Genomic DNA, 22,025 nt, shown 5'->3' with positions numbered 1-22,025 from the left:
ATGAACACCTGACTTAGGGAATGCAGGGGCATTGCGGGAAACGAGTACAAAAAAGGGGGTCGCTATTCACGACGCCCCCGGTGGTCTTGATGAATCGTTGAAGTATAATTCTGAACACTCGAACAGAGAAGGTTGGGAGTTTTCCGACATATACGCGCGCGCGTACTGCTTTGAAAACTACCTTGACGAAATCCAGGATGTCAGGCTTTGTCAGGAAAATCTTAGGATTTCTTAGGGAGCAAGACCCCGAAACCCAGCTTTTCATGCAGCTTGGCGATTCTCTCGAACAGTTGTTCCTCGGTCAAATTGTCAAAGTTGTTCATCTCAACAACATCGGTGAACATCTTGTTGTGTTTGCCGATCAGCTCCAATGCTCTGTTTGCCCCGGAAGAATCGAATCGGAACTCTCCTGTCTCTACCCATTCACCGCCTTCCTTTTTCAATACAGGGACCGCCTGCATGCAGCGTTCAACGACTTTCTGAAGGTTGGTGAGCACGTAATTGGCATCAAGCTTGACTTCCTCGATGCGCTCCTTCTTCGCTTCGTTGATTGCGGCCATGATGTAAGGTTTTGACAAGTTTTCTTCAGCTATCTGTCGTGCCGTCTTTGCACTGTACCCCGCACGGATAGCGGCCTGAGTTGCGTTCAGGTCCTTCAGATACTCTACGACGAATAACTCCTGTTTAGGGGTCATTTCACACCTCCACTATTTTGACGAGAGGCCAAGAACCGAGTTTGTAACCGATTGCGCCAAGCCTGTAGCAACCTCGGCGAATTTGGCAGAAGCATTGATCTCGATAGTTCCCTGACCGAGCATGGCCTGAACTGCGGTGCTGTAACGGCCCAAAGCCTCGGTGATCTCCAGGCGGTTCTTTTCGTGCCATGCCGCGTCCTCTTTCCCGACAATCCCTGCATTGGCATTGAGCACGTCCGCCCTCGCTCCGACAATCCTCACCACGGCGTCAAGCTTGGAAAGCTCCTGCTGCACTTGGATTCTGAACTTCTCCAGAATGCCGTTAAGCTGCGTCATGTAGAGCTCCCGGAAGGTGATCGCGTATTTGTGGGCAAAGTCCATATGCGCCACTTCCACAGAGGCCCCCTGCTGAAGCGCAAACTGAAGGTTGGTCGTTGCCCACTGCGTCATGAGCTTGTCAATTTCCCGATTTAAATTCTCCCTGTCGAACTGGTCTTTCTGGATAAGGTCGGCAATCAGGGCGTTAGTCTGGCCAGTGGCGTACTTAAACCCACGTGCGGAAGTCTGCGCCTTAATCAGATCAATACTGTCGTTCAACGCTTTCTGTCGCCGTTCTTTGTCTTCATTGAAGATACTGTCCTGAAACTCCTGCGACGGCATCCCCATGGAAGAAATATAGGACATGAGGGTTGCCTGAATGGTATCCAGTTGGGTTGATTCCCAGACGTGCTTTTTGTACTTCGCCAGATCATCAGCACGGGGAGCTTCGGGGAACATGTCCGGCTTGATGCTGTTGACCTTTGACATAACTTCATCCACGGTAGGCAAGGAGTTAATGTCGATCGGCTCGTAGTGGCCGGGGGTGTGAATATCGCCAGGGTCTTTATACTCCACCTTGTTGTAAACTTGCGCCCTGGCTGCCGATTCGAGCCGGTTCAGTGCTGCGAGCGCTTCCCCCTTCAGTTCCGAGAAAGCTGTATTATTCGATTGCCAGATTGACGATGTATCGGCCATGACGGGCCTCCTTTATTGAATGTTGGTATCCATAGCCGGCAGGCCGTTACTGTTGCAATACTCATCGAAGCTTGGTGAGCCAGGCTTGAAGTGGTAATCCGCCATTTGGAAATGACTCCAAAACCGCTCAAGGGCTTCAACGGCGCGGTGGTGTTCCGGTCCTCGTGCTTCCTCCCTCGCCCTTTCCCACAAGGGGTTATCGGCAGGAGTCATGCGAAGCTGATTGAACGTCTTGCGGAATGCCTGTTCAGCGGTAACAGCCTGCACAGCCCCTTGCTTCCTCTGCCGTTCCAGGCGGATTGCTTTCAGCCGCGCTGTCAACGGCTCTGTAGCTTCTTGCCACGGATAAGAAACGATCTGTCGAAGTTGCACAATCGCGGTGCGATGCTCCGATAAATCACCGTCCGAAAAATCCCCCAATGCCCAACCTGCCAGCACGAGAGGAAGCTGTTCTTCGAGTTTGGCCAACCCTTCAATGCTTTCCTTGTGGTGAGCTTCGAGCTTCCTGATCGCTGCCATCAATTTTGGTTCCATGTCACTCTCCTTTCATGATTTTTTTAGATTTCGCCGCCGGCAAGGACCGTTTCCACGTCCGTCAAAAGGTCTTGAAGCGCTGCCTCTGCTTCCTTCAGCTTTCCGCCTTGCAGACCGGAAAGCGCGGTAACTGCCTTCTCAAGATAGAAAACCTCATTCATGCAACCGCTGCATTTCCCGTGTTCCTTCTTGTCTTTATTTATGGAAATAACCTTCGCCATGCCGTACTCCTTCCGTTGGATATCCATTTCCCTACGCAGCTAAATTCCTACCCATATGCTCCAATAGGTTGTTAAGGATAAGCGCGGCCCTCCTTACATTGCCGATTTGTGAAGCCTTGTGAGCTTCGTGGAGCCAGTCCAGCAGAAACCCTTCGCAAGAACCTTTGCTGCATTTCCCCGCCTTCTCTGTGTTGTTGATAACGGTGATAGTTGTCATTTCCCTGTCTCCTGTCTTTGACCTGTGATGAAATTTTTTCGCTGTTCGAACCGTTGGAACTGCCCAAGCCATACCATTGGCAATGATGTGTTGCGCTCCCCGTTGCGCTGCTTCTCGATGATGATCTCAGCAACCATGTTGTGCTTTGTGCTGTCATGATCGCTGTCGTTTTTCCGGTCCCGGCACTTGTCGCAGTATGCCGCTGGTCGGAAGGGAAAGAGGATAACGTCTGCATCCTGTTCAAGTTCTCCTGAATCCCGTAAATCGCTCATGGTGGGTCGCTTGTCTATACGGCTGTCTACCCCTCGGCTAAGTTGGGAAATGGCTATGACGGCAAAGTCCAGCTCCCTGGCAAGCAATTTTAAACCACGGCTGATCTCCCCTATCGCCTGGACCCGGTTTTCTTTGGCCGGAATCTTCATCAACTGGAGGTAGTCGACCACCACGAGGTCAAGCCCTTCCTCTGCTTTGAGCTTCCTGCATCTGCTCTTGAGGTCGGCAAGGGATAGGCTCGGCGTATCGTCAATCATCATGGTGTGGCGGTTCATCCGTTCACATGCTGACTGGAATCGTTGCCATTCGTCACGCTCTTGTTCAAGCATCCCGCTCCGGATGTTCCCATACTTCACCCGTCCCACACTGGCGGTCATGCGGTCCATTACCTGATCCGTTCCCATCTCCAGGGAGAAGAAGGCGCCACGATAACCGTTACTGGTCACAGCCTCAAAGATGTTGAGAGCAAAGGCGGTCTTTCCCATGGAGGGACGACCGGCGATGATAATTAAATCCCCCCGGTGCATCCCGTTGGTCTTGTTGTCCAGGTCTGGCCAGCCGTAGGGAATGCCGGTCAACTCTCCTTTCCGCTCATACCTCTTTTCGACCCGTGTGTAAGCCTGACTGGCAAGATCGGCAGCGCTCAACATTGTCTTGCGCTTTGTTCCGACTGTCATTTGTGCAAGGGTCGATTCAACGTGCTCACGTATTTCAAGGTAGGGCCGGCCATCCGCAAACATGGCTCGTATATTGGCGCTGAGGTCGTGAAGACGTACCCGGTTAGCTTCCTCTTTCAACTCCCGGCAGTAGCGGGGGAGAAATGCGGAAGTGCTTTCAACGCTCATCCATTCCACCAGTTCCCCGGCTGATACCTTGCTGCTCATGGCGTGGGCGAGAGTTACGAGGTCATAGGTAGAAGAGGAAAGCATCCATTCGTAAACAGCCCGGTGCTTTCCTGAGATGAAGTCCGACGCCTGGAGGATAGAAGCAACCGTTTCGCGTTCCCCTGGCCAGGTGATAAGGGAGCCGATTATGGCATCTTGAATGATCTCAGGAGTTCTAGGCTGCATAGTTTCCCCCTTGGTAAGCGGGGTCATTCATGTATGAGTTATCAGGCAACGCTTGCGGTTGTGGTGCTGGCTCTGCACCTTTTTCCCAGGTCCTTACCGCTGCCTTCCAATCCTTCATACTATTTTTGCCAATCATCCAGCCTTTTGCCTCGTAGAAATCAAACCACCGCTGAGGGTCGACACCTTTATTTCTCTCAAGGCAATAGGTTTTGACTTCTTCGATGGTCGGTATAGAAGTTGGTTTAGGTTTAGGTTTTATAGTAGTGCCTTGCGATTGGCCCGTTTTTGGCTCGTCATTGGCCCGTTTTATGTCTGCTTCACGTGACAACCACTTGGAATCAATAGCTTTTATTTGTCCGTTATTGGTCCGTTTTTGGCTCGGGTTTGGCATCATTATATGTCCGCGCTGATTCCTTAAATCCGTGGTGTTTTGCGGGTAAGTGATTTCCACTCCGATCTCACAAAAAAATCGTTCGACCTTGCCGCGAGACCATCTCCACTGGTCGGCATAACCACGCACCGTCACTGTATTCCCCTGGTCATAGTCCAGAGAGAGGGAAAACATGGCCTCAAGCCTTGTGTATGCCCTGTTGTGGGGAAGCTCGCGGACAAGCCCTTTATGTAGTGGTATCCATCCACCATAGCTTGTCACCTTACACCCCCTGCTGCCTCCGCCTCTCTCATCCGACGATAGAGACCGCTCCTGCATTTCAAGAGCTGTGAGGCGGAAAGCACAAGACTGCCAGCGGCGAAGTTTGCAGCGGCTTGAACCACTTCTTCTGTCCTTGGGAAGTCAAACATCATCAAGCGTTTCCCAGGGTAAACAGCCGGAGAGTGACCGGTGGCCACACTTATGGCTGCGGCAACGTCGATCTGGTCGGTGGTGAATTTCAGTTCTTCTGCTGGTCTCATGGTCGCCCCCTACGCAGCTTGGCCGGGGTCGCTGGTGCTTGACCTCATGCGAGACTTAAAGAAGGCGTCGGTTTCGGCTATCGGGTACAGAACCTTTGATCCCATTTTGATAAACTGCGGACCACCACCCGCCCATCTTGCCCGACGAAACCAATGAACACTGAGGCCGTATCTTTCCGCTGCCTCGACTTCATTCAGGTTGAGCTTTTCCATTTTCCGCTCCTGTGTTTAGTTGTTTTGGGTGGCCACCCTATTCGTTGCGAAAACCATAGAACGACGCGGAGGGGTTTGTCGATGAAAAGACAACAAAAAACCCCCAAAACTCAATGAGTTAAGGGGGAGTTGCGCAGAAGGTACCTTATACCTTATCGAATGACCTTGTAGTGTACCTTACGGGAGAAAGTAGGGGTCATTGTCTTTTGGCCGTCTCGACAAGGGTTTAAACCCTACAGCTTCATATTTCGCTTTGATTTCGCGTTTCACCTTTTCCCGGACGGAATCAAACTTTTCGGGTGGTACACCAGCCTCTTTTATTATCCGAATGTGATTTATGGTCCTGTCGTTGCTTCGGCTCTTGGCTGCTGTCTGCACCAAACCATTAATCGTTTCCATGATCTTTTCGACTATGCCATCTACTTCGGCCGTCTGTCTCGATTTCAACGTTCTAGCTGCTTCGCTTGCTGGGGATGGTGGATTGAACAGGATTTCAATTTCTCGCCCGGTCAACCGAGCAAAAAGTTCGAGTTCTTCTTTCTGAATATGCAGCTTTGAGACGGGGATTTTTAACTGACCTTCAGGAATATACCTTTCGTTATCCCGCGTGAGGCACAGATACCGTGAAGAGTGGTCAAAGCAGATTTCTCCATTACGCAGCTTGCCTACTTCCTCCATCCCTTCCACGTTGAACCAACCAGAAAACAATGCTGGTTCTGTATTCCTCGCCCTTAGCAGGATCGGTTCTCCAAAGTAGACAGAGGGGGTGGGGAATGATCCAGGGAGTTTGTCATCACCTATATCAGGGGAAACCATTTGTTGAAGCAACCATTCAGGTGTGGGCTTGTTTGAAAGTAGTTCTGCAGCTTCTTCAAGCGTGCAGTATTGCATCCCTTCGCCTCGTTTAAAAAGGCTCTTCGTGTCGTCTGTGTCGGCCTTTGTATTATTTTCAACCTCAAACCGAAGCACAGCTTTTTTCGTTACAATGAGTTCGGTTTTTTTAATCTGGTGATTAACTGCCAAGAAAAACTGGTCTCGCTCCTGGCTGTAAAGACGGCAGCTGCTGATATCGCCACCATTCCACTTCCACTCAATGAGGTCATAATCTATGATCACATGCTGTCCTTCTATACGGACAATTTGTTTTGACACCACCATTCCGTCAGCCCCTTCAGCAAGAAGGCGCGCATTGATTGGGGTCTTGAACCGGCAGCAAGGATACAGGTGCTTTGATTCGAATAGGTGTTCAATGTCTTCTCGCGAGCATTCCCAACGTTCTGTTAGATCGGTAATGCTATACCATTCTCTTGGTAGTTCCATTTTAGCGCCTCCTGTAGCGCTCCTGTGCAGTATCACGGGGAAACCGGCCAGGATAACCGGCTTATCAGGTGCCCCCTATCCCCGTGAAGTGGGTTACTCGCCTTGTGCTGCCGTCAACTGAATAACCTTCGCTCCAACGCCTTCAACCATCAGCCGCTCGATCTCATTTGCTATGATCTGGAGCGGTTTCCGTAGGTCGTCGACGTTCGTTCCATCGTAGTGCTTGCCTGTTACGGTGCTGTCAACGTGGTTTGTCAGGCGCTCCGCATCCTCAAATATTTTGAGCCTCCGCGCCGTGGTGATGAAGGTTCGACGTAGACCATGTACGGTTATCTGTAGGCCGGTCTTTGCCTTGAGTTCTGCCGCCATAAGTCGGACGTGGCCGGTCTTGTTCAGACATTGAGGCCGAAGGAGGGAGGGGAACACAAATTGAGTTCCTTCGGGGTTTTGTTCCTGTCTCCGCTTGAGGATTGTAAGGGACTGAAGGCATAGGGGGGCGCATAACGGCTGCCGATTCTTGGTGTCGGGGATAATCATTTCCTTTTTCTCAAGGTCAATCCCACCCAACCGCTTGCCGTTTTCGACGTACTCCCATTTCAATCCGGCGGCCTCTTCGCTCCTTAGTCCCTGGTAGAGACAAACAAGGTAGGCGTCGCGAGTGATCTCGTTAAATTTCTGGATACCATCATAGAAAGCCTTGAAATCGTTTCCCTCAAGTTTATCTTTCCGCGCCTCTATCTTCTTCATGTGGCTCCCCAAGCGTAGGACGTTCAGGGGATTTGTGGTAATTACGCCAGGGTGACGAATGATTGCATAGTTGATGATCGCCGTGAGCATGACGAAGGCATTACGTGCACCATACGCGCCGTGCTCTCCGGCAATCTGCTTGTGCCGTTCTATCACCATTTCCGGTGTCAGCTTGACGACCTCCGGCAAGGTAAGGGGAAGCCAAGTTTCAAAGTGCCGCTGAATAATGCGGGTGTATCCTTTTACTGTTGCGGCTTTATGGGGCAACCCATCTTTTTTGCGTTTCTTCTCGGTGAAATAGAAGTCCAGCATGTCGTCCAGGGTGACAGTCGCGCCATTGTCGGTAATGGGGCCGCTTTTCATCTCCATCCGTGCACCAGGGACAAAAACCTTTTGCCCGTCCTTCATCTCTGTCCGGCCTTCCATCATCCGCTTTGCTTCTTCCAAGGTAATGTCACCATACCGGCCAAGGGTTTTCTTTGCTGTCCGGTAGCCCGTCTTCTTCTTTGCATCACGAATATCGGTCTTGGCAAAGAAGGTTTTTGCAGTCATACCTACCCGCAAGCATAGCCCAGGTGTCTCGGTGTCGAAGTAGTCTACCTGCCCCTTGTCAGTCAGTGGAAGCTTGTCAATACTGCGTTTGTCAAACTTCATCTTAGGCATAGCTGCCTCCATTAAGGTTTTACCTTAAATTTTCGTACCTATTTGGTTTTTGGGTTTCGTAGGTACGATATAGGTACGAAGAATATTAAAAAACCCGCTTAATCTGTCCCAAAGATTAGCGGGTAAAAGGTACGAAGTCAAGAGATAAAACGCTTATATTTCAACTGATTTCACAGCTATTAAAAACCATGCTTAACCCGTCATATCTTCACCGTCTTGTAGAGAAAATTCTTGAACTTGAAAAACCGTTTCCTCTCTTCCTCGTCTCCGTTCACGTCGCCACTGATCGCCTTGAGGTCCCGGGCGATCTGGGGCATCCCCTTGCCGGCCCTCACCCTGCTCTGTTCGATCACGAGCCGCACCACGTCCCGTGAAATCATGTTGCGCGAATAGGGCTCGTAGACCGCGGTCCAGAAATCCTTCCCCTTGTCGATGTTGGTCAGGATCTCGCCCGCAAGCTGCTCGCTGAGGTTTGCGGCAGCCTGGGGGAGCGTCTCCCGTATCCCGTCCCGGATGGCCCTGCGGATATCGTCCCCCGTCACTACTTTCCCCTTGCGGAAGAAGAGAGCCCTAAGAAGTATACTGCGCAGTTCCCGGATATTCCCCTCGTAACTGTGGCCGACGAGCACCTGCTTGGCTTCGTCCGAAAGGGCCGGTGGATCGTCACGCGTGTCATCCTTGCCGCGATAGGTCCGATACAGCTTGCCGAGGAAGTGGACGGCAAGGTCAGGGATGTCCTCGCGCCGCTCGTTGAGAGACGGAACCTGCATGGAGAGTTCCGAGAGCCTGTGGTAGAGGTCTTCCCGGAAATTCCCCTTTGCAATCTCCTCACGCAGGTTCCTGTTGGTGGCGGCAACCAGCAGAACCCGGCTGTAACGTTCCAGGTTGTCCCCCAGGCGAACGAAGCCGCCATTGTCCAGGAAACGGAGTAGCTGCACCTGGGTCTTCGGGTCGGCGTCGCCGATTTCGTCGAGAAAGACGACACCCCCACCTGCCTCTTCCAGTATACCTTTCCGGTCGCTGTAGGCTCCGGTGAAGGCCCCCTTCTTGTGGCCGAACAGCTCCGAATAGGTAAGTTCCCCGCTGTACGCGGCGATGTTGGTCTTTTTAACCGGGAGTTCACCGTTGGGGTTGATCTCGACCCGGTACATCTCGTTCAGCTTGTTGTAGAGGTTGTTGAAGAAGAATTCCTTGCCTGCCCCGGTCTGGCCGAGGACGAGGATGGAGGGAAGGCCGATGGTCGCCTCCTGGAGTACGTTCTTGCTCCAGAGGGTGATCCGGTTGAAGAGTGGCACCGACACCGTGTTGATGAAGTCGACGATCTCCTGGGCCTTGCGGCTGTTGCCGATGATGTTGCCGAGTCGGTAGGAGGAGACGTGGGGGTCCTTGTAGGCCACGTCCGACTGGAGCCGTGTCACTTCATCCTGGAGTCGCTCGATCCTCTGCAGGTCGGAGATGTGGCGGCTGGTCAGACGCTCGATGATCTGGAGTATCCGCTTGTGTTCTTCAGTGAAAAAAGCCGGTTTGAGGGAGTTGAGGCAGATGACGGCGATCACTTCGTCGTCGCTCACCACCGGAACGGCAATTTCACTCTTGATGAGTTCATGCATGGAACGGTGGAATCCACCCCGCTGCTGTTCTTCTTCTACATGGGGAATGATCTTCGGCTGCTTGGCCCATGCGACATAACCGGTCAGGCTCCGTTCGGCAGCAGCAAGTTCGGGACCGCCGACCCGGAAAGGTGGAATGTTCTTTTTCAGCCATTCCTTGCTTTTGGCGCCGACGATGGCACCGGTTTCATCCTCTACTACGAGCCATTTCCCCCCTTCCCGCTCGGCGACGACCGCGATGCTACCGGTGTCGGCGCCGATAAGTTCGGTTGCCTTGGAGAGAACCTTGGTCAGGAAGGGGTGGAGTTCTTCGTTCCGTTCCCTGAGCAGTTCGGTGATTTCGGCGAGCACCTGTATCTCCAGGTGCTCGCCACCGATTTCAGTAATGACCCGCTCCACCATCTCTGCGTGGGTCTGGAGAAGCCCCATTTCGAAATCCGAGAACCGGTACTGCTCTCGGGTGAAGTAGTTGACGAGGCAGATGACTTTGTGGGTTTCCGGCTCGTAACGGGGGACGACGTAGAGGGAACGGAGTGCCATCTGCTCGGTAAGTGCTCGCTTTTGGAGGGTCTGCTGGGTCAGGTCGGCGATGTAGAGCGGGCGAAGGAGGCGGTTGTCGGCGATGACCGCATCGTCCCGCAGGTAGGTGGCGAAGAGGGATTTCCCTCGCTGGAGGACGATGTCCCCCTGGGCGTCGTATTGAGCCTTCAGTTCCGGGTCGTCCGAATGGCTGGCCAGAATTGCCAGGGTCCGGGTACCTTCCTGATCGCTCACCGGTACGAGTACCGATGCCAGGGAAAGCCGGTCGATCAGCTGCACCGCCGAGCGAACCATGAAGCCGGCTGCTTCCCGTTTCTTGTACTCTTCGACGCGGCGGGCGAGGAGGAGTTGCTGGTGGTATTTGCGGGCGTGGTCGAGCCGTTCGGCCGCAGTCGCGACGAATTCCCCGAGGAGGGCCTTGCCGCGCGCCTGCAGCACTTCGCCGGACCGGTCATTGTCGATACAGACCACGCCAATGGATTTCCCCTGGCTGGTAATGGGGATCAGGTAGGTAGCGGCGATGCCGAAGCGCTCGGCCCAGTTGCGGTCCAGAGGCAAACCGTGACGGTAGGTGTCGCGGAACTCCGACGGGTACTGGGAAACGAACACGCTTGACACCATGGCGTCACCGGAGATGATGGGGAAGGTCGCCTCGCGGATTTCAGCCGCTTGGGGGCCTGTTGCGTAGGCGCAGGAGAGCGCGCCGCGGGTCAGGTCTTCCAGGTAGACCCTGAGCTGGTCTCGCTCCGTCACCAGTCTGACTCCTTCGGCCACGGCGTGGAGCATCTCATCCAGATTCTCCTTGCCAAAGCCGGCGATCTTCTCCCGCAACTGGGCGAGGCGTGCCTGCACAGATTCCATGGATACCTCTGCTATATTAACTGAGTAGTATTTTTACACACTGGATACTTTAGGGGAAACTGAGGGGGGATGTCAAGGGGGATGTGTGGGGCTAGGGGCTAGTTAAGCCCCTTTCTGATCTGGTAGAGTTCTTCCATGTTGAGGCCGTTCAGTTCGTAGTACTCCCTCTCAAGTTCTTCCACGTAGAAGCGGTCGAGGCCTGAGTTTTCCAGGAAGTCCTCCCGCAGGGCGATGTCCCTGGCGTCGATGATGGAGGGGAGGAGGTTGTGGATGTAGATGGCTTCTTTCTTGATAGCGAGGATGGTTTCGCGGAACAGCGCATCCGGGATCTCCCCGTCGATGAGCTTTTTGTGGCGCAATTCATCGGTAACTTCACGCTTGAGGGCATCCTGATCCGCCTTCGTGGCGTACTTGGAGTAGAAGTTGCGTATCCGGTCCCGTACATGCTCCAGGAGGACAAGGGATATCCGTTCCTCGGTATCGATTGAACGCAGTTGCTGGAGGAGGTCGGGGATGGTGAGGCGCTTCTCCTCGATCAGATTGAGGCCGCGGGTCAGGGTGGTGACTTTTTTCCGCCCGTAGTGTCCCAGGTACTTGTTCTCCAGGATGCCGGTGATGAAAAGTTCCTTGAACAGCCCCGCTTTGAGGGCGTCGAACTCGCTCTTGTTGCCGAGGAGGCTTCGCAGCATCTCTTCGGAGCTCTTGACGTTCTCCATGAACGCAAGCTGGCTGATGATAGAGGATGCGGTATCGTACCGGTCGAAGTAGGTGATGATGTAGGAAAACCCTTCCAGCAGGGAGATGTCGGCGCCGTCGCGGATCTTTTCGTCACAGGCCTTGCTGGCGTCGAGGAGAATCTCTTCGAAGGTGTGGTCGCGGTTTTCGGCTGCCTGCTTCTTGGCAAAGAGGAGCTTGAGCATATCCTCCCGGTCGATGGTGCTTTCGATCTGGCTTTCGGTGAGAAACAACCCTTCGAGGATCTGCCTGGTCTCGGAAATGTAGTCGTTTTCCTCCAGGTCGACCATCTTCTTGTCTTTTTTCAGCATCTCGTCCAGGGTATAGAAGAGTGCCCCGGGGATTTTGTTCCGGACGGAAAGGGTCTTCAACCTGGTGAGGCGGGCATTTTCCAGCTTGTTGATCTCTCCCTTGCGGTTGCAGGCGATGAGGATGTTCTTGTATTCGTCGACGATCCGCTTGTTGTCCGGGTGCTTGTACATGACGTCGATGCGGATCCGCTCCTGCTGGTAGCGGTCGATGCCATAACGATTGGCGAGTTCCGAGAGGCGGGCGAACTCTTCGTCGGCGATTTTTTTGTTGCGGAAGTAGAGGGATTTGAAGATGTCGCAGTATTCCTGGTGTTTCTTGTTGACCAGTTTGAAGAGGTAGAGTTGGGCCTTGGGGTCGTCGAGAAGGGCGAATATTTCGCTGATGAGGGTGTTGTCGTCCTGGTCGCCGACGGCGGTGGATCGCTTGATCGCCTTGCCGAGAAGCCGCAGGATCAGTTCCTGCTGCTGCTGGGGGGTGCCGGCGATCTTTTCCGAGTGGAGGAAAAAGAAGTAGTTGAAGACGGCGTTCCCCTCGAAGAATATCTTTTCGTAGGAGAGGGAGCCGTTGGTCACATCGCTGAATCTGAGATTGCCGGCATCCTTGTCGTAGCGGCCGCCGTAGAGGACAAGCCGGTTGATGACGTCACCCTTGGCCAGGTCGGCGATGGGCTGATCGACCCCGAACATATACTCGCAGAAGGAGCCACCGTTTCCCTGGTGGCTGATGCCGGTCGTGCCGATGGTGAATTCGTTGCCGGGAGAGAAGAAACGAAGGTCATCGTCTCGGGACTGATCGAAGTTGAAAAAGAACCGCTTGTGGGCGTCAATGCCGGCAGCAATGGCATAATATTCGATATGCTGGTCTGGTTGTCCGTGCAGGCGGATGTCAGTGTGCATCAGCACCGTCCATGGTCAGTTTTGAAATAGAGTAGCGCAGACCGGTATAAAAGTCCATGATGCCGGTAAAGCATGGCGTAAGGCCTCCTGGAGGATCACTCCAGCCTCATGCCGTCGTAGGCGAATTCCACTCCTGCTGGAAGCTTTGACCCTTCCCGGTAGGGGACTTCGTGGGTCAGATGGGTAAAGATGGCCCGTTCCGGCCTGAGCCGGGCAACAACGTCCAGCGCCCCCGCGATGTTGAAGTGGTTCTCGTGGGGGGTGTAGCGCAGTGCGTCGATTATCAGAATCCGCAGGCCGGTGAGAAGGGGGAGGGAGCCTGACGGGATACTGCTGCAGTCAGTCAGGTACGCCATGTCACCGAATCGGTAACCGGTCGCGGGCATTCCTCCGTGGAGGAGCGGAATCGGGACGATGGTGGTGCCGAAAAGGGTGAATGGCCCCGCAACGACATGGGGCTCCAGGAGGGGGGCGTACCCCGCCGATGCCTGCCCCTGGAAAATATACGCGAAGTTCCGGCCGATGGTCGCCATGGTTTCCGCGCTGCCGTAACAGGAGATAACCCGCTTGTGGATGAAATGGAAGCCGCGCAGGTCGTCTATCCCGTGGATATGGTCGGCGTGGGAATGGGTGAACAGCACCGCGTCGATATGCGGGAGGTGTTCACGGATGGCCTGTTTTCTCAGGTCAGTGGAGGTGTCCACCAGGATATAGCGGCCAGCGATCTCGACGATGATCGAGGCACGTGTCCTCTTGTCCCGCGGGTCGTCTGAGGTGCAGACCGGGCAGCGACAGCCGACCATCGGCACACCGGTGGACGTTCCGCTGCCGAGAACGGTTATTTTCATGGACAGTTACTCCGGCTCGGATGCTACTACATAGCATGATTGCCCCCCGCAGGCAAGGAGTTTGTCCGGTTTCCCGATACTTAGGGGACAACTATGCCGCTCATTCGGCCGGGAAGTTCCGGGTTAGATGCAGCCTGATGGCATCCTCGAATTCCGCTTCCCGGTCTCCCTTGTAGACCATGGAAGAGCCGATCTCGGCGGCCAGAATGGCGTACAGGTACTTTGGGGGAAGCCTGGTAAGACGTCTCCGGTACCGGGGCTCTTCCCGGAGGATGCGCGGCAGGTGGCTGAGGATAGCGCGGCGGTATAACGGTTGTCGGCAGAGTCCCGGCCGCTCCTGGAAAAATCGAAAGAGACGAGAGTAGTTGCCGTTGATCTCAGTACTCAAGGCGTTTGAAATATCGGTGAAGAGCATTGCCGGCTGCTCTCGGTGCCTTTTCAGAATGAGGCGTGCCTCGTCGCTCGCCCGGTTTTCCAGGATTTCCAGGACATCGCGGACGTACCGCTCTTTTTCCGCCATGAACTCCTCCTCCGAGAGAAGCAGATTGGCGATGATCTCGTAGGAGGAGGAGATGACCCCGCACTTGTTGGCCGAGGCATCGCGCATGATGATGATACCTTTTTTCTGGAGCTCGACCCTTGCCGCGGGGGTGATGAAGGAGTTGGCCCCCTCCACGATGGCCCGTGCCGAGGGGGTGCCGTCCGGAAGGATGAACCGCCCCCAGTTCGCTTCGTCGATGCTTTCGGGGCGGCCGCCGGCGGGAATGAAGATATCCGCCGGGACGGTAAAGGGGAGTTCACCGTACTCCCGGGAGAATTCGTCGATGGATATCCATTCTTCGTGGAGACCTGCAGTGTCTCGAGTCACCTTCCGGAAGAGTTCGCGCAGCCCTTCCTTTCTGCTGCCGGTCCGGAAGAGCATGCTCCCGCCGGGATTGAGTGTCGCTGGATCGAAGGCATCCAGGTCCTGCGCGAGGAGTATGCGCCTGAGTTCTCCGGGATCGGCCCCTTGGGGGTCTGCCACTGCAGCGGTACCGTCCAGAATCAGGGTGATTTTCATCTTCGGGCAACGCTCCAGCATGATCCGCATGGCGTTGCCCGCCACATCGCCGTTGGTACCACCGGTGAACTTGACGGCGAAAGGGTCCCGGCGGATGTCGACTCCCAGCTCTTCCATGGTTATTTCGGCGAACGTCACCACGCCGGTGGAGGTGACGCCGTACTCCTTGTGGTTGATTCCCACCCGCTTGCTCGACATGATGCCGATTCCGAGCATATAGCCGCGGCGCTGGGAAAGACGGGCTATCGCTTCGATCATGCCGTCATGCATGTTCTCGTCGGGGCCAAGTTCGAGCGGTTCGTCTTCCCGGTAGTAGTCGACTACGGCAGGGTTCCGTGCCACGCCGTTCTCGGTGACGAAAATGTCGAGGAACGCGTTGGTTATCCCATACTGGAGCTTGTAGAGGCGCCAGATTTCCAGTTCCCGCTCCTTTGCCCGCATCAGGTCGGAGGCGTCCAGGAGCATCACCAGTTTGGAGCCACCTTCGTAGATGTCCTTGTTCTTGAAGTGCTGGGTATGGGCTAGGACGAAGTTTTCCCGGAAAAGGGTGGCGGCGTTGGTGGTGAAGTCGTCCGGCGAACGGGCTATGACGGTGCGCCATCCCCCCCGGGCGATGTCCGAAAAGCCGATGTGGTAGCCGAAGCCGTACCGGCTGAAGAAAAAAGTGACTCTGAACGGTGTTGCCGGGGGGAGGTCGGCGGTGAATTCTGTGCCCAGGTCGGCCAGGTAGGCAGGGTTGAGGCGGAAGGCGAGCGCCTGTTTTTCCGGGACGAAGAAGTTGGTCTTCAGGATATGGGTGATGAAGGTGAGGCAGCAGCGGAAAATGGTGCGCCGCACTTCATCCAGGTGGCGGTGGCCGGTGTTGTATCCTTCCACTTCCTGTGCCGTTTCGGAAAAAACCTTGGGATAGAGGTGGTCACGGTCGGTTATGCTGGGGTCGAACCGGACCCGGAAGAGTTTGATGAGCTGGAGCCCCATTTCCGGATGGCTGTGGAATGCCCCCTGTACGTCGTCGAGGCCGAAGCGGTCCGGCTGGTTATGGGCCAGGTTGGAATGGCAGAAGGCGATAAAGGCGTTGACAAGGGAGGCATCCTCTCCGGACATGAGATCGTTGATCACGAGTTCCCGATAGGTGTACGAGCGGGTCGAAAGCATCTGGGTGGTGGCGAGTTCCTGCCGAAGTCTGACATAGGGCCTGGCCCCGCTGTCGAGAGGCGCGCCATCCTGACTTCGCACGTAAAAGGTCCCGAGGAAATAGGGGTGGACGCCGTTGGAGATGGTGAGGCAGTAGGCGCGGTTTACCCCCAGTTCCAGACGTTTGAACACCTCCATTACCTGAATGAGAAAATCCTTCTGAGGAGGGTTTCCCACGGCGAAGTGGACCCGGGATTCGTTGCCCGCGGCGATCGGTTCCACATCCAGATAGAGACCACCTCCCTGATTCCCTTTCTGGAAAAGGTTCAGAACCTGGGCGATGCGGACCGGCGGTGCCACCCGGACATACCGCTCGTGGTTCAGCCAGATGAGCCTGAGAAGCCGGTCGAAATCCCCCATGTCGAAACCGGGATAGTTCCGGCGTAGTTCCTTCCGCACCTTTCTCCGGACAGCTGCAGGGACGGTGATCTCTCTGCCGGCGTTGATCTCTTCGTTGCTCTTCCGGTCGAATTCGAACCGCTGTATCTCCAGGGACTCGGGAAGCCCCGGCAGCGGTCCCTCCGAGTGGACGAACATGGCGAAGGAAATCTCCCGCTCCTGGACCTCGCGCAGGGTGAGGGTCTCGTAGAGCGATCCCGCATAGTTACGAACGGCGAGTATTTGGGCCTTGTCCCGGTCGGCCAGGATCAGCCGCCGGTTCCCCTTTAGGCTCCCCAGTTCCCGTTCCAGGATGCCGAGCGCTTCCGGTTCGTCTTTCATGGTGATGAAGAAGTAGGGATTCATCTGCTCCCGGAGCCAGCGGCGGTTCTCATGTTTCCCGCCGACCCCCGCCTTGCCGTCTATTGTCGGTTCGCTCATGGCAGCATGCTCCTTTTATCCCCCCACCCGCTCCAGCAATGCCTTGACCATGGGGGTGAACGTTTCGTGTTCGAGGAGGAAAGCGTCGTGGCCATAGGCGGATGTGATGAGGTGGTATTCCACCGGATTGCCGATCTTTTGCAGGACGTTCACCATCTCCTCGGTCTGGTAGGGGGGGTAGAGCCAGTCGGAGGTGAAGGCGAAGAACTGGAGCGGCGCCTGAATTTGTGAGAATGCTTCCTCCATGGATTCGTATCCCCAGGCCACATCATAGAGGTCGAGGGCCTTGGCGAGGTAGAGAAAGGAGTTGGCGTCGAAACGGTCGACGAAGTTGTAGCCGTTATAGGAAAGATAGCGCTCCACCTCGAACTGGCCAAAGAAATCGAACTGGCCGTCTTTGGCGGAGAAGCGGCGATCGAACTTGGCGGTCATGGATTCGTCGGAGAGAAAGGTGATGTGGCCGATCCCCCGGGCCAGGGCCAGGCCGTCCTTGGGATTCTTACGGTATTCCCCCTTCTTCCAGGTCGGGTCGTTGAAGATGGCCCAGCGGGCCACGGCATTCATGGCGATGGCCTGGGCCGACGGGCGGGGTGTCGCGGCAAGGACGACGGCGGAGGCGATGCGCTCCGGCAACTGGGTTGCCCATTCGAGCGCCTGCATCCCCCCCATGCTGCCGCCGAGGACGGTCAGGAGCCGGTCGATCCCCAGGTGGTCGATGAGGAACTCCTGAGCCCGCACCATGTCACGAACGGTAATGACGGGGAAAGAAAGATTGTAGCGCTTTCCTGTGCGCGGGCTGAGAGAGGCGGGGCCGGTGGAGCCGTAGCAGGAGCCGATGACATTGGAGCAGATAACGAAATACCTCTCCGTATCCAGGAGTCGGCCGGGACCGACGATGGCGTCCCACCACCCCGGTTTCGGGTCGTCTTCGGCGAGCTTTCCCGCCAGGTGGGCGTTGCCGGTCCAGGCATGGGTCACCAGGATGGCGTTGGAACGCGCCGCATTGAGGGTTCCGTAGGTCTCATAGACGAGGGTGATGGGCGCCAGGATACGGCCGCTCTCCAGGCGGAGCCCCGTCTCGATGGTCAGGGATTGTTCTTGTACGATGCCGACGGACATTGGATTCTCACTCATACGTGCGGAAGTCTGTAGCACGGAAGCGCGGAAGGGAAAGTTTTTACTTCCAGCCTTCCGAGCTTCCGCTCTTCCACACAAGAAAGCCCCTTCTCGCGAGTGATGATGAGAAGGGGCTTCAGATGTGCAGCTATCGTCTAAGCGCCTCTCTCATCTTTGCCTTACGGCAGGATTTAGCACCTGACGCTCTCCGGTTCGCCTTTGGACCGATGTCTGTTCCGGCTTCGTCGAAAACGCGTCACCGTACTCTGTACGCCGCCACCGTTTCCTTCTTGCCGCCTTGACCTCGGACCGAATGCGAACCGGAGCAACCGGTTGCTGTGGCTTCGCAGGGCCTGTCCCTCCACCACTCTCGATAAGAAAGCTAGCTATTCAATTTTCATGAAAAAGGATACGAAAGGGGTGGGGTTTTGTCAACGTAATTGTTGACCCACATGCCTCCCTCTCTCTGCTAGAACTGCTCGCCGGTCCACATCTCCTCGCTGAACCGGATGGCCTTGTTCCTTCCCGTCTCTTTGGCCTTGTAAAGCGCGACGTCGGCGTATTTGATGGACTGCCAGAAGAGCTGGGTATCGATGGGGAACTCGCTGACGCCGAGGCTTATGGTCTTTTTGAGTACCCCGTCCTGGACCTTGAACTTGGCATTCTGGATGCTTTCCCTGATCTTTTCGGCCACTTTCATGGTCTCATCCTTGTTGGTGTCCAGAAGGACCACGAGGAATTCCTCGCCGCCGAACCTGATGACGAGATCGGAACTCCTGACGCTGCTCTTGATGAGGGCGGATGTCTCCTTTAGCACCGCGTCGCCGGCGTTGTGGCCGTACACGTCGTTGACCTGCTTGAAATAATCCAGGTCGCACATGATGAGGCCGATATTCTTGCCGCGCCGCATGACCCCGGCGACCATGTTCTCGGTGCACTCCTGCAGGAATCTCCTGTTGTACAGGCCGGTCAGGGAGTCCTTGAGCGCGGAATCCCGCAGCGTGTTCATGAGCCGCTTGGCCTCGATCACGGAGAGCGACTCCTTGACATACTGTCTCGCCTTGAACACTTTCCGGTCTATGGCGTGCTGGTCCCGGTACCGGGGGTCGGCCTTGTCGAACACGAGCTGCACCACCCCGCCGGTTCCCCCGCCGATGATCATCGGGATACAGAAATGCTCCTTCCCCTGCTCGATCTGGAACTGCTTGCAGATGTGGGGGTAGACCATGGACGAGATGGCGTGGCCGGTCTTCTTCGCCTTGCACAGTTCGCTGCTGTCCAGGATGTCGGGACTGCAGAACGACTCGCTGTCGGAGAGGACCAGGGGGTAGACGGGATTCATCTTGTTCTGGTTGGTTGAAATCTCGTAGATAAGGAATTCATCGATGCCGATCTGCTCCCGCAGGACGTTCCCCAGGCGGGAGTAGACATCCTCCAGGGTATCGTCTTCCTCGATGACCTTTTTGAAGGTCGTCATGCCATGTATCGATTCCATCAGGCCGTTGAACTCCGCCGACAGGATACCTATTTCGTCCTTGGAGTGGATGGCGATCTTCTTGGACAGGTCAACGTCTCCCGTTCCCAGGGAATGAATCTGTTCTATGATGGAATTTACCGGGTTGGCGATGGATCTGGATATCCAGATGGTGAAGATGCCGAGGAGAAGCAGGGCGATGACCAGGACCACGGCAACGGTGCTTGAGGTATAGTTGACGGTGGAGTTGATTGTTTCGGCGTTCTTTGCATAGAGAAGGGAGGTGCTGGTGGAATAGTCGTTGGACAGGGTCAGGGCCTCGGTGAGGGTCTGCTGGTACTCCTTCAGTTTTGCGTCGAGACGGCCGTTGTCCCGAAGATTGTCATGGAGGTTCCCCATCTTCAGGTCCACGAATGCCTGTAATTTTCTGACGAGAGTCCCCTGGAGGGCTGTCATTTCCCGGATGTACTTCTCTCCGGCCAAGTCTCCCTTTACGGAGGAGGTGGAGAACGTTTCGAGCAGCTTGCCGGTTTCCCGGGAGTAGTCATTCACCTTCCCGCCCGCCTCCAATGCGGAGAGAAAGACATTGATGTCCTCGATGCGGGCCTTGGATGTCTCGACTCTTCGCAGGGCGCTCCTCAAGTCGGAGGTCCGGGAAAGTTCCAGGGCATCCAGATTCAGACTCTGGATGTTCCGGGCAATTTTCTGGGCAAGTCTGTCTTGGGGAATAAGGTTCCTGACGATGTTGTCGGTTTTCTGATCAACGGTGATGAGCGCGGCCATGGTGACAGCGAAGAGCATGACGAACCAGAAAAGAACACCGACGGAAAAGAGGCGGAACTTTTTCTTGATGGGGAGATCGACAAAGGTGATGAAATTTATGAAACGGTTGGATATGTCTTTGATGTTGTTTTCAGGCATGCAGTGCATTCTCCTCGGCAATGAATGTCAATCGGACAATGGGGGTGATTATTCCAGATAAAGGCCCATTAATCAATACTATTTGTGGTGTGGTGGAGGTGGAGTGAGGGGGTCAACGATTGAAATATATCGGGTGCGTATGTGCAAAAAAAAGGGAGGCCTGTTGCAGGCCTCCCTTTGGGTTACGAAAGCGTATGTGTCAGGCGGCACGGGCCTGGACGAGGAGTGGGGTGAGGGCGACTTTCATCTTCCTGAGGGCACCTTCTTCGATCTGGCGCACCCTCTCGCGGGAGATGGTAAAGTGGTCGGCGATCTCCTGGAGGGTAAGGGGTTCGTCGGCAGTGATGCGGTGCTCTATGATGTAGCGCTCCTTTTCGTTGAGAAAGGTAAGGGCGGAAGCGATTTCCGTCTGCAGCAGTCTGCCTTCCTGGAGTTCCGCCAGTTGTTCTTCCTGGTTCTGGCGTTCGTCGGCCAGGCTGTCCAGAAGGGTAAGCCCCTCGCCGTCGCCGATCTCCGCATCGAGGGAGTGCTCGCCACGCATGCGCTGTTCCATTTCCACGACGTCCGACTCCCGTACATCGAGGGAGATCGCGGTCGCTTCGTTGTCGTCGAGGCCGGTCATCTGCCTGATGGCGTTCTTGGCCTGGTTCAGCTTGAAAAATAGCTTCTTCTGCGCCTGAGTGGTACCGATTTTCAAAAGGCTCCAGCCAGAGATGATATGGTTCTGGATATAGGCACGGATCCACCAGACGGCATAGGATATGAGGCGGAACCCCTTGTACGGGTTGAACTTGCGTACCGCCATCATGAGCCCGACATTCCCTTCCTGGATCAGATCGAGCATCTTCATGCCGTAGTCCCGGTATTCGGCGGCGATCTTTACCACGAAGCGGAGGTTGGCGGTAATCAGGCGATGGGCCGCTTCCAGGTCCTTCTCTTCGTAAAATTTCACGGCAAGCAGCTGCTCTTCCTCGGGCGAGAGGAGGGGAAATTTCTTTATTTCGGCCAGATAGAGATTAAGGCTGTCGGCAACGACAGGCATGGTCCTTGTCATGGGGGGTGTCTCCTTCGTCCGTGCCATTAGTCCACGGTACGGTTTGTTGGCACTCTCGGGTGGAGAGTGCTAGCTATATATATAGCAACCGTTGGAGAAAAAATCAAGGGGGGTTACTTCTGCTGGAAGACCATGATAGTCATGTCGGGACGTTTCGGCATATACCCGAAGGAGATGCGGGATTTTGGCCCTTCCCAGATGTAGGTGATCACATGGGGTGAGGGGGATTGTTCATAGTCCCCTTCGCCGAAACTCTTCCGGAATCTGGCAAGGAGCCTGTCGGTGCCGCTTTTCTTGACGTAGTCGGGATTAAACTTGATGGAAACCGCGACGAGGTTGTCATCCTTGAAAATGAAGGTCCGGACGAAAATTTCACGGTTGGGGCTGAATTGGCGATAAACGTAGTCGTTGTGAAGTCTTTCAAGGTTTCCCCGGGGATAGGTTTTCATGACCTGGCGCAGGTCCGTCCCCCAAGGGGTTTCCATGTAACCGTCGGGCAGTCTGCCCGCGGAGGCGGCCATGGCTGTCAGGCAGAGGAAGGCGATGATCAGGGGGGTCAGCCTCTTCATCCGGGCTCCATTTAATGAGTAGTGATGCTGATGCTACAATACAGGAGAATTTCATCAGATGTCAATGGTGACGGAGGAAAACCCTTGCCCGCTAAGGGCTTTGTATGGTAAACGATTCTAGGTAGATAATTCCGACG

19 protein-coding genes and 1 riboswitch are annotated in these 22,025 nt (G+C 55.2%); all 19 genes read right to left on the bottom strand.

Annotated features, from left to right (window positions below; genetic code table 11):
* Window positions 1-221: 221 nt before the first annotated feature.
* The 19 genes from LDN04_RS01460 to LDN04_RS01370 all read right to left on the bottom strand — a co-directional run bounded on the left by LDN04_RS01460 (window position 222) and on the right by LDN04_RS01370 (window position 21,888).
* A complete protein-coding gene (locus tag LDN04_RS01460; RefSeq protein WP_223905623.1) occupies window positions 222-695 on the bottom strand; it encodes a terminase small subunit in 474 nt (157 codons plus the stop codon).
* A gap of 12 nt (window positions 696-707) precedes the next feature.
* Window positions 708-1,709 (bottom strand): hypothetical protein, encoded by a 1,002-nt coding sequence (locus LDN04_RS01455; RefSeq protein WP_223905621.1) that lies wholly within the window; start codon window positions 1,707-1,709, stop codon window positions 708-710.
* Window positions 1,710-1,721: 12 nt separating this feature from the next.
* Window positions 1,722-2,243, bottom strand: coding sequence for a hypothetical protein (locus LDN04_RS01450; protein WP_223905619.1), 522 nt, complete (start codon window positions 2,241-2,243; stop codon window positions 1,722-1,724).
* A 23-nt stretch (window positions 2,244-2,266) separates the two neighbouring features.
* On the bottom strand, window positions 2,267-2,464 hold the full coding sequence (locus tag LDN04_RS01445) for a hypothetical protein (RefSeq protein WP_223905617.1): 198 nt from the start codon (window positions 2,462-2,464) through the stop codon (window positions 2,267-2,269).
* Between the two features lie 31 nt (window positions 2,465-2,495).
* Window positions 2,496-2,681, bottom strand: coding sequence for a hypothetical protein (locus LDN04_RS01440; protein ID WP_223905615.1), 186 nt, complete (start codon window positions 2,679-2,681; stop codon window positions 2,496-2,498).
* Window positions 2,678-4,024 carry a replicative DNA helicase gene (locus LDN04_RS01435; protein ID WP_223905613.1) on the bottom strand — a complete coding sequence of 449 codons (1,347 nt, stop codon included), beginning with the start codon at window positions 4,022-4,024 and terminating at the stop codon, window positions 2,678-2,680. Before LDN04_RS01435 ends, LDN04_RS01440 begins: the two co-directional genes overlap by 4 nt.
* Window positions 4,014-4,676, bottom strand: coding sequence for a hypothetical protein (locus LDN04_RS01430; protein ID WP_223905611.1), 663 nt, complete (start codon window positions 4,674-4,676; stop codon window positions 4,014-4,016). Before LDN04_RS01430 ends, LDN04_RS01435 begins: the two co-directional genes overlap by 11 nt.
* Window positions 4,673-4,936, bottom strand: a complete 264-nt coding sequence (locus LDN04_RS01425) for a hypothetical protein (RefSeq protein WP_223905609.1) — start codon at window positions 4,934-4,936, stop codon at window positions 4,673-4,675. Before LDN04_RS01425 ends, LDN04_RS01430 begins: the two co-directional genes overlap by 4 nt.
* A 9-nt stretch (window positions 4,937-4,945) precedes the next feature.
* Window positions 4,946-5,149 carry an AlpA family transcriptional regulator gene (locus LDN04_RS01420; protein WP_223905607.1) on the bottom strand — a complete coding sequence of 68 codons (204 nt, stop codon included), beginning with the start codon at window positions 5,147-5,149 and terminating at the stop codon, window positions 4,946-4,948.
* Window positions 5,150-5,326: 177 nt separating this feature from the next.
* A complete protein-coding gene (locus tag LDN04_RS01415; protein WP_223905605.1) occupies window positions 5,327-6,469 on the bottom strand; it encodes a hypothetical protein in 1,143 nt (380 codons plus the stop codon).
* Window positions 6,470-6,562: 93 nt separating this feature from the next.
* On the bottom strand, window positions 6,563-7,879 hold the full coding sequence (locus tag LDN04_RS01410; protein WP_223905604.1) for a tyrosine-type recombinase/integrase: 1,317 nt from the start codon (window positions 7,877-7,879) through the stop codon (window positions 6,563-6,565).
* Between the two features lie 200 nt (window positions 7,880-8,079).
* Window positions 8,080-10,890 carry a GPMC system transcriptional regulator gene (locus tag LDN04_RS01405; RefSeq protein WP_223905602.1) on the bottom strand — a complete coding sequence of 937 codons (2,811 nt, stop codon included), beginning with the start codon at window positions 10,888-10,890 and terminating at the stop codon, window positions 8,080-8,082.
* Between the two features lie 98 nt (window positions 10,891-10,988).
* Complete coding sequence (locus LDN04_RS01400; protein WP_223905600.1) at window positions 10,989-12,833, bottom strand: TIGR04442 family protein; 1,845 nt, start codon at window positions 12,831-12,833, stop codon at window positions 10,989-10,991.
* Window positions 12,834-12,928: 95 nt separating this feature from the next.
* A complete protein-coding gene (locus LDN04_RS01395) occupies window positions 12,929-13,681 on the bottom strand; it encodes a GPMC system MBL fold metallohydrolase (protein WP_223905599.1) in 753 nt (250 codons plus the stop codon).
* 100 nt (window positions 13,682-13,781) lie between these two features.
* Window positions 13,782-16,754, bottom strand: a complete 2,973-nt coding sequence (locus tag LDN04_RS01390; protein ID WP_223905597.1) for an NAD-glutamate dehydrogenase domain-containing protein — start codon at window positions 16,752-16,754, stop codon at window positions 13,782-13,784.
* 15 nt (window positions 16,755-16,769) lie between these two features.
* The gene (locus tag LDN04_RS01385; protein WP_223913316.1) at window positions 16,770-17,873 is read right to left on the bottom strand and encodes a homoserine O-acetyltransferase; all 1,104 of its coding nucleotides are present in this window, start codon (window positions 17,871-17,873) and stop codon (window positions 16,770-16,772) included.
* A gap of 162 nt (window positions 17,874-18,035) precedes the next feature.
* A riboswitch (SAM riboswitch) is annotated at window positions 18,036-18,250 on the bottom strand.
* An 89-nt stretch (window positions 18,251-18,339) separates the two neighbouring features.
* Window positions 18,340-20,265 carry a diguanylate cyclase gene (locus LDN04_RS01380; protein WP_223905596.1) on the bottom strand — a complete coding sequence of 642 codons (1,926 nt, stop codon included), beginning with the start codon at window positions 20,263-20,265 and terminating at the stop codon, window positions 18,340-18,342.
* Window positions 20,266-20,464: 199 nt separating this feature from the next.
* Complete coding sequence (gene rpoH / locus LDN04_RS01375; protein ID WP_223905594.1) at window positions 20,465-21,319, bottom strand: RNA polymerase sigma factor RpoH; 855 nt, start codon at window positions 21,317-21,319, stop codon at window positions 20,465-20,467.
* Between the two features lie 113 nt (window positions 21,320-21,432).
* On the bottom strand, window positions 21,433-21,888 hold the full coding sequence (locus LDN04_RS01370; protein ID WP_223905593.1) for a hypothetical protein: 456 nt from the start codon (window positions 21,886-21,888) through the stop codon (window positions 21,433-21,435).
* Window positions 21,889-22,025 lie beyond the last annotated feature (137 nt).

The sequence above is a fragment of the Geobacter sp. AOG1 genome (genome assembly GCF_019972315.1).
In the GTDB taxonomy this organism is placed as follows: Bacteria; Desulfobacterota; Desulfuromonadia; order Geobacterales; family Geobacteraceae; genus Geomobilimonas.
This window is presented reverse-complemented; position numbering and strand designations above follow the sequence as displayed.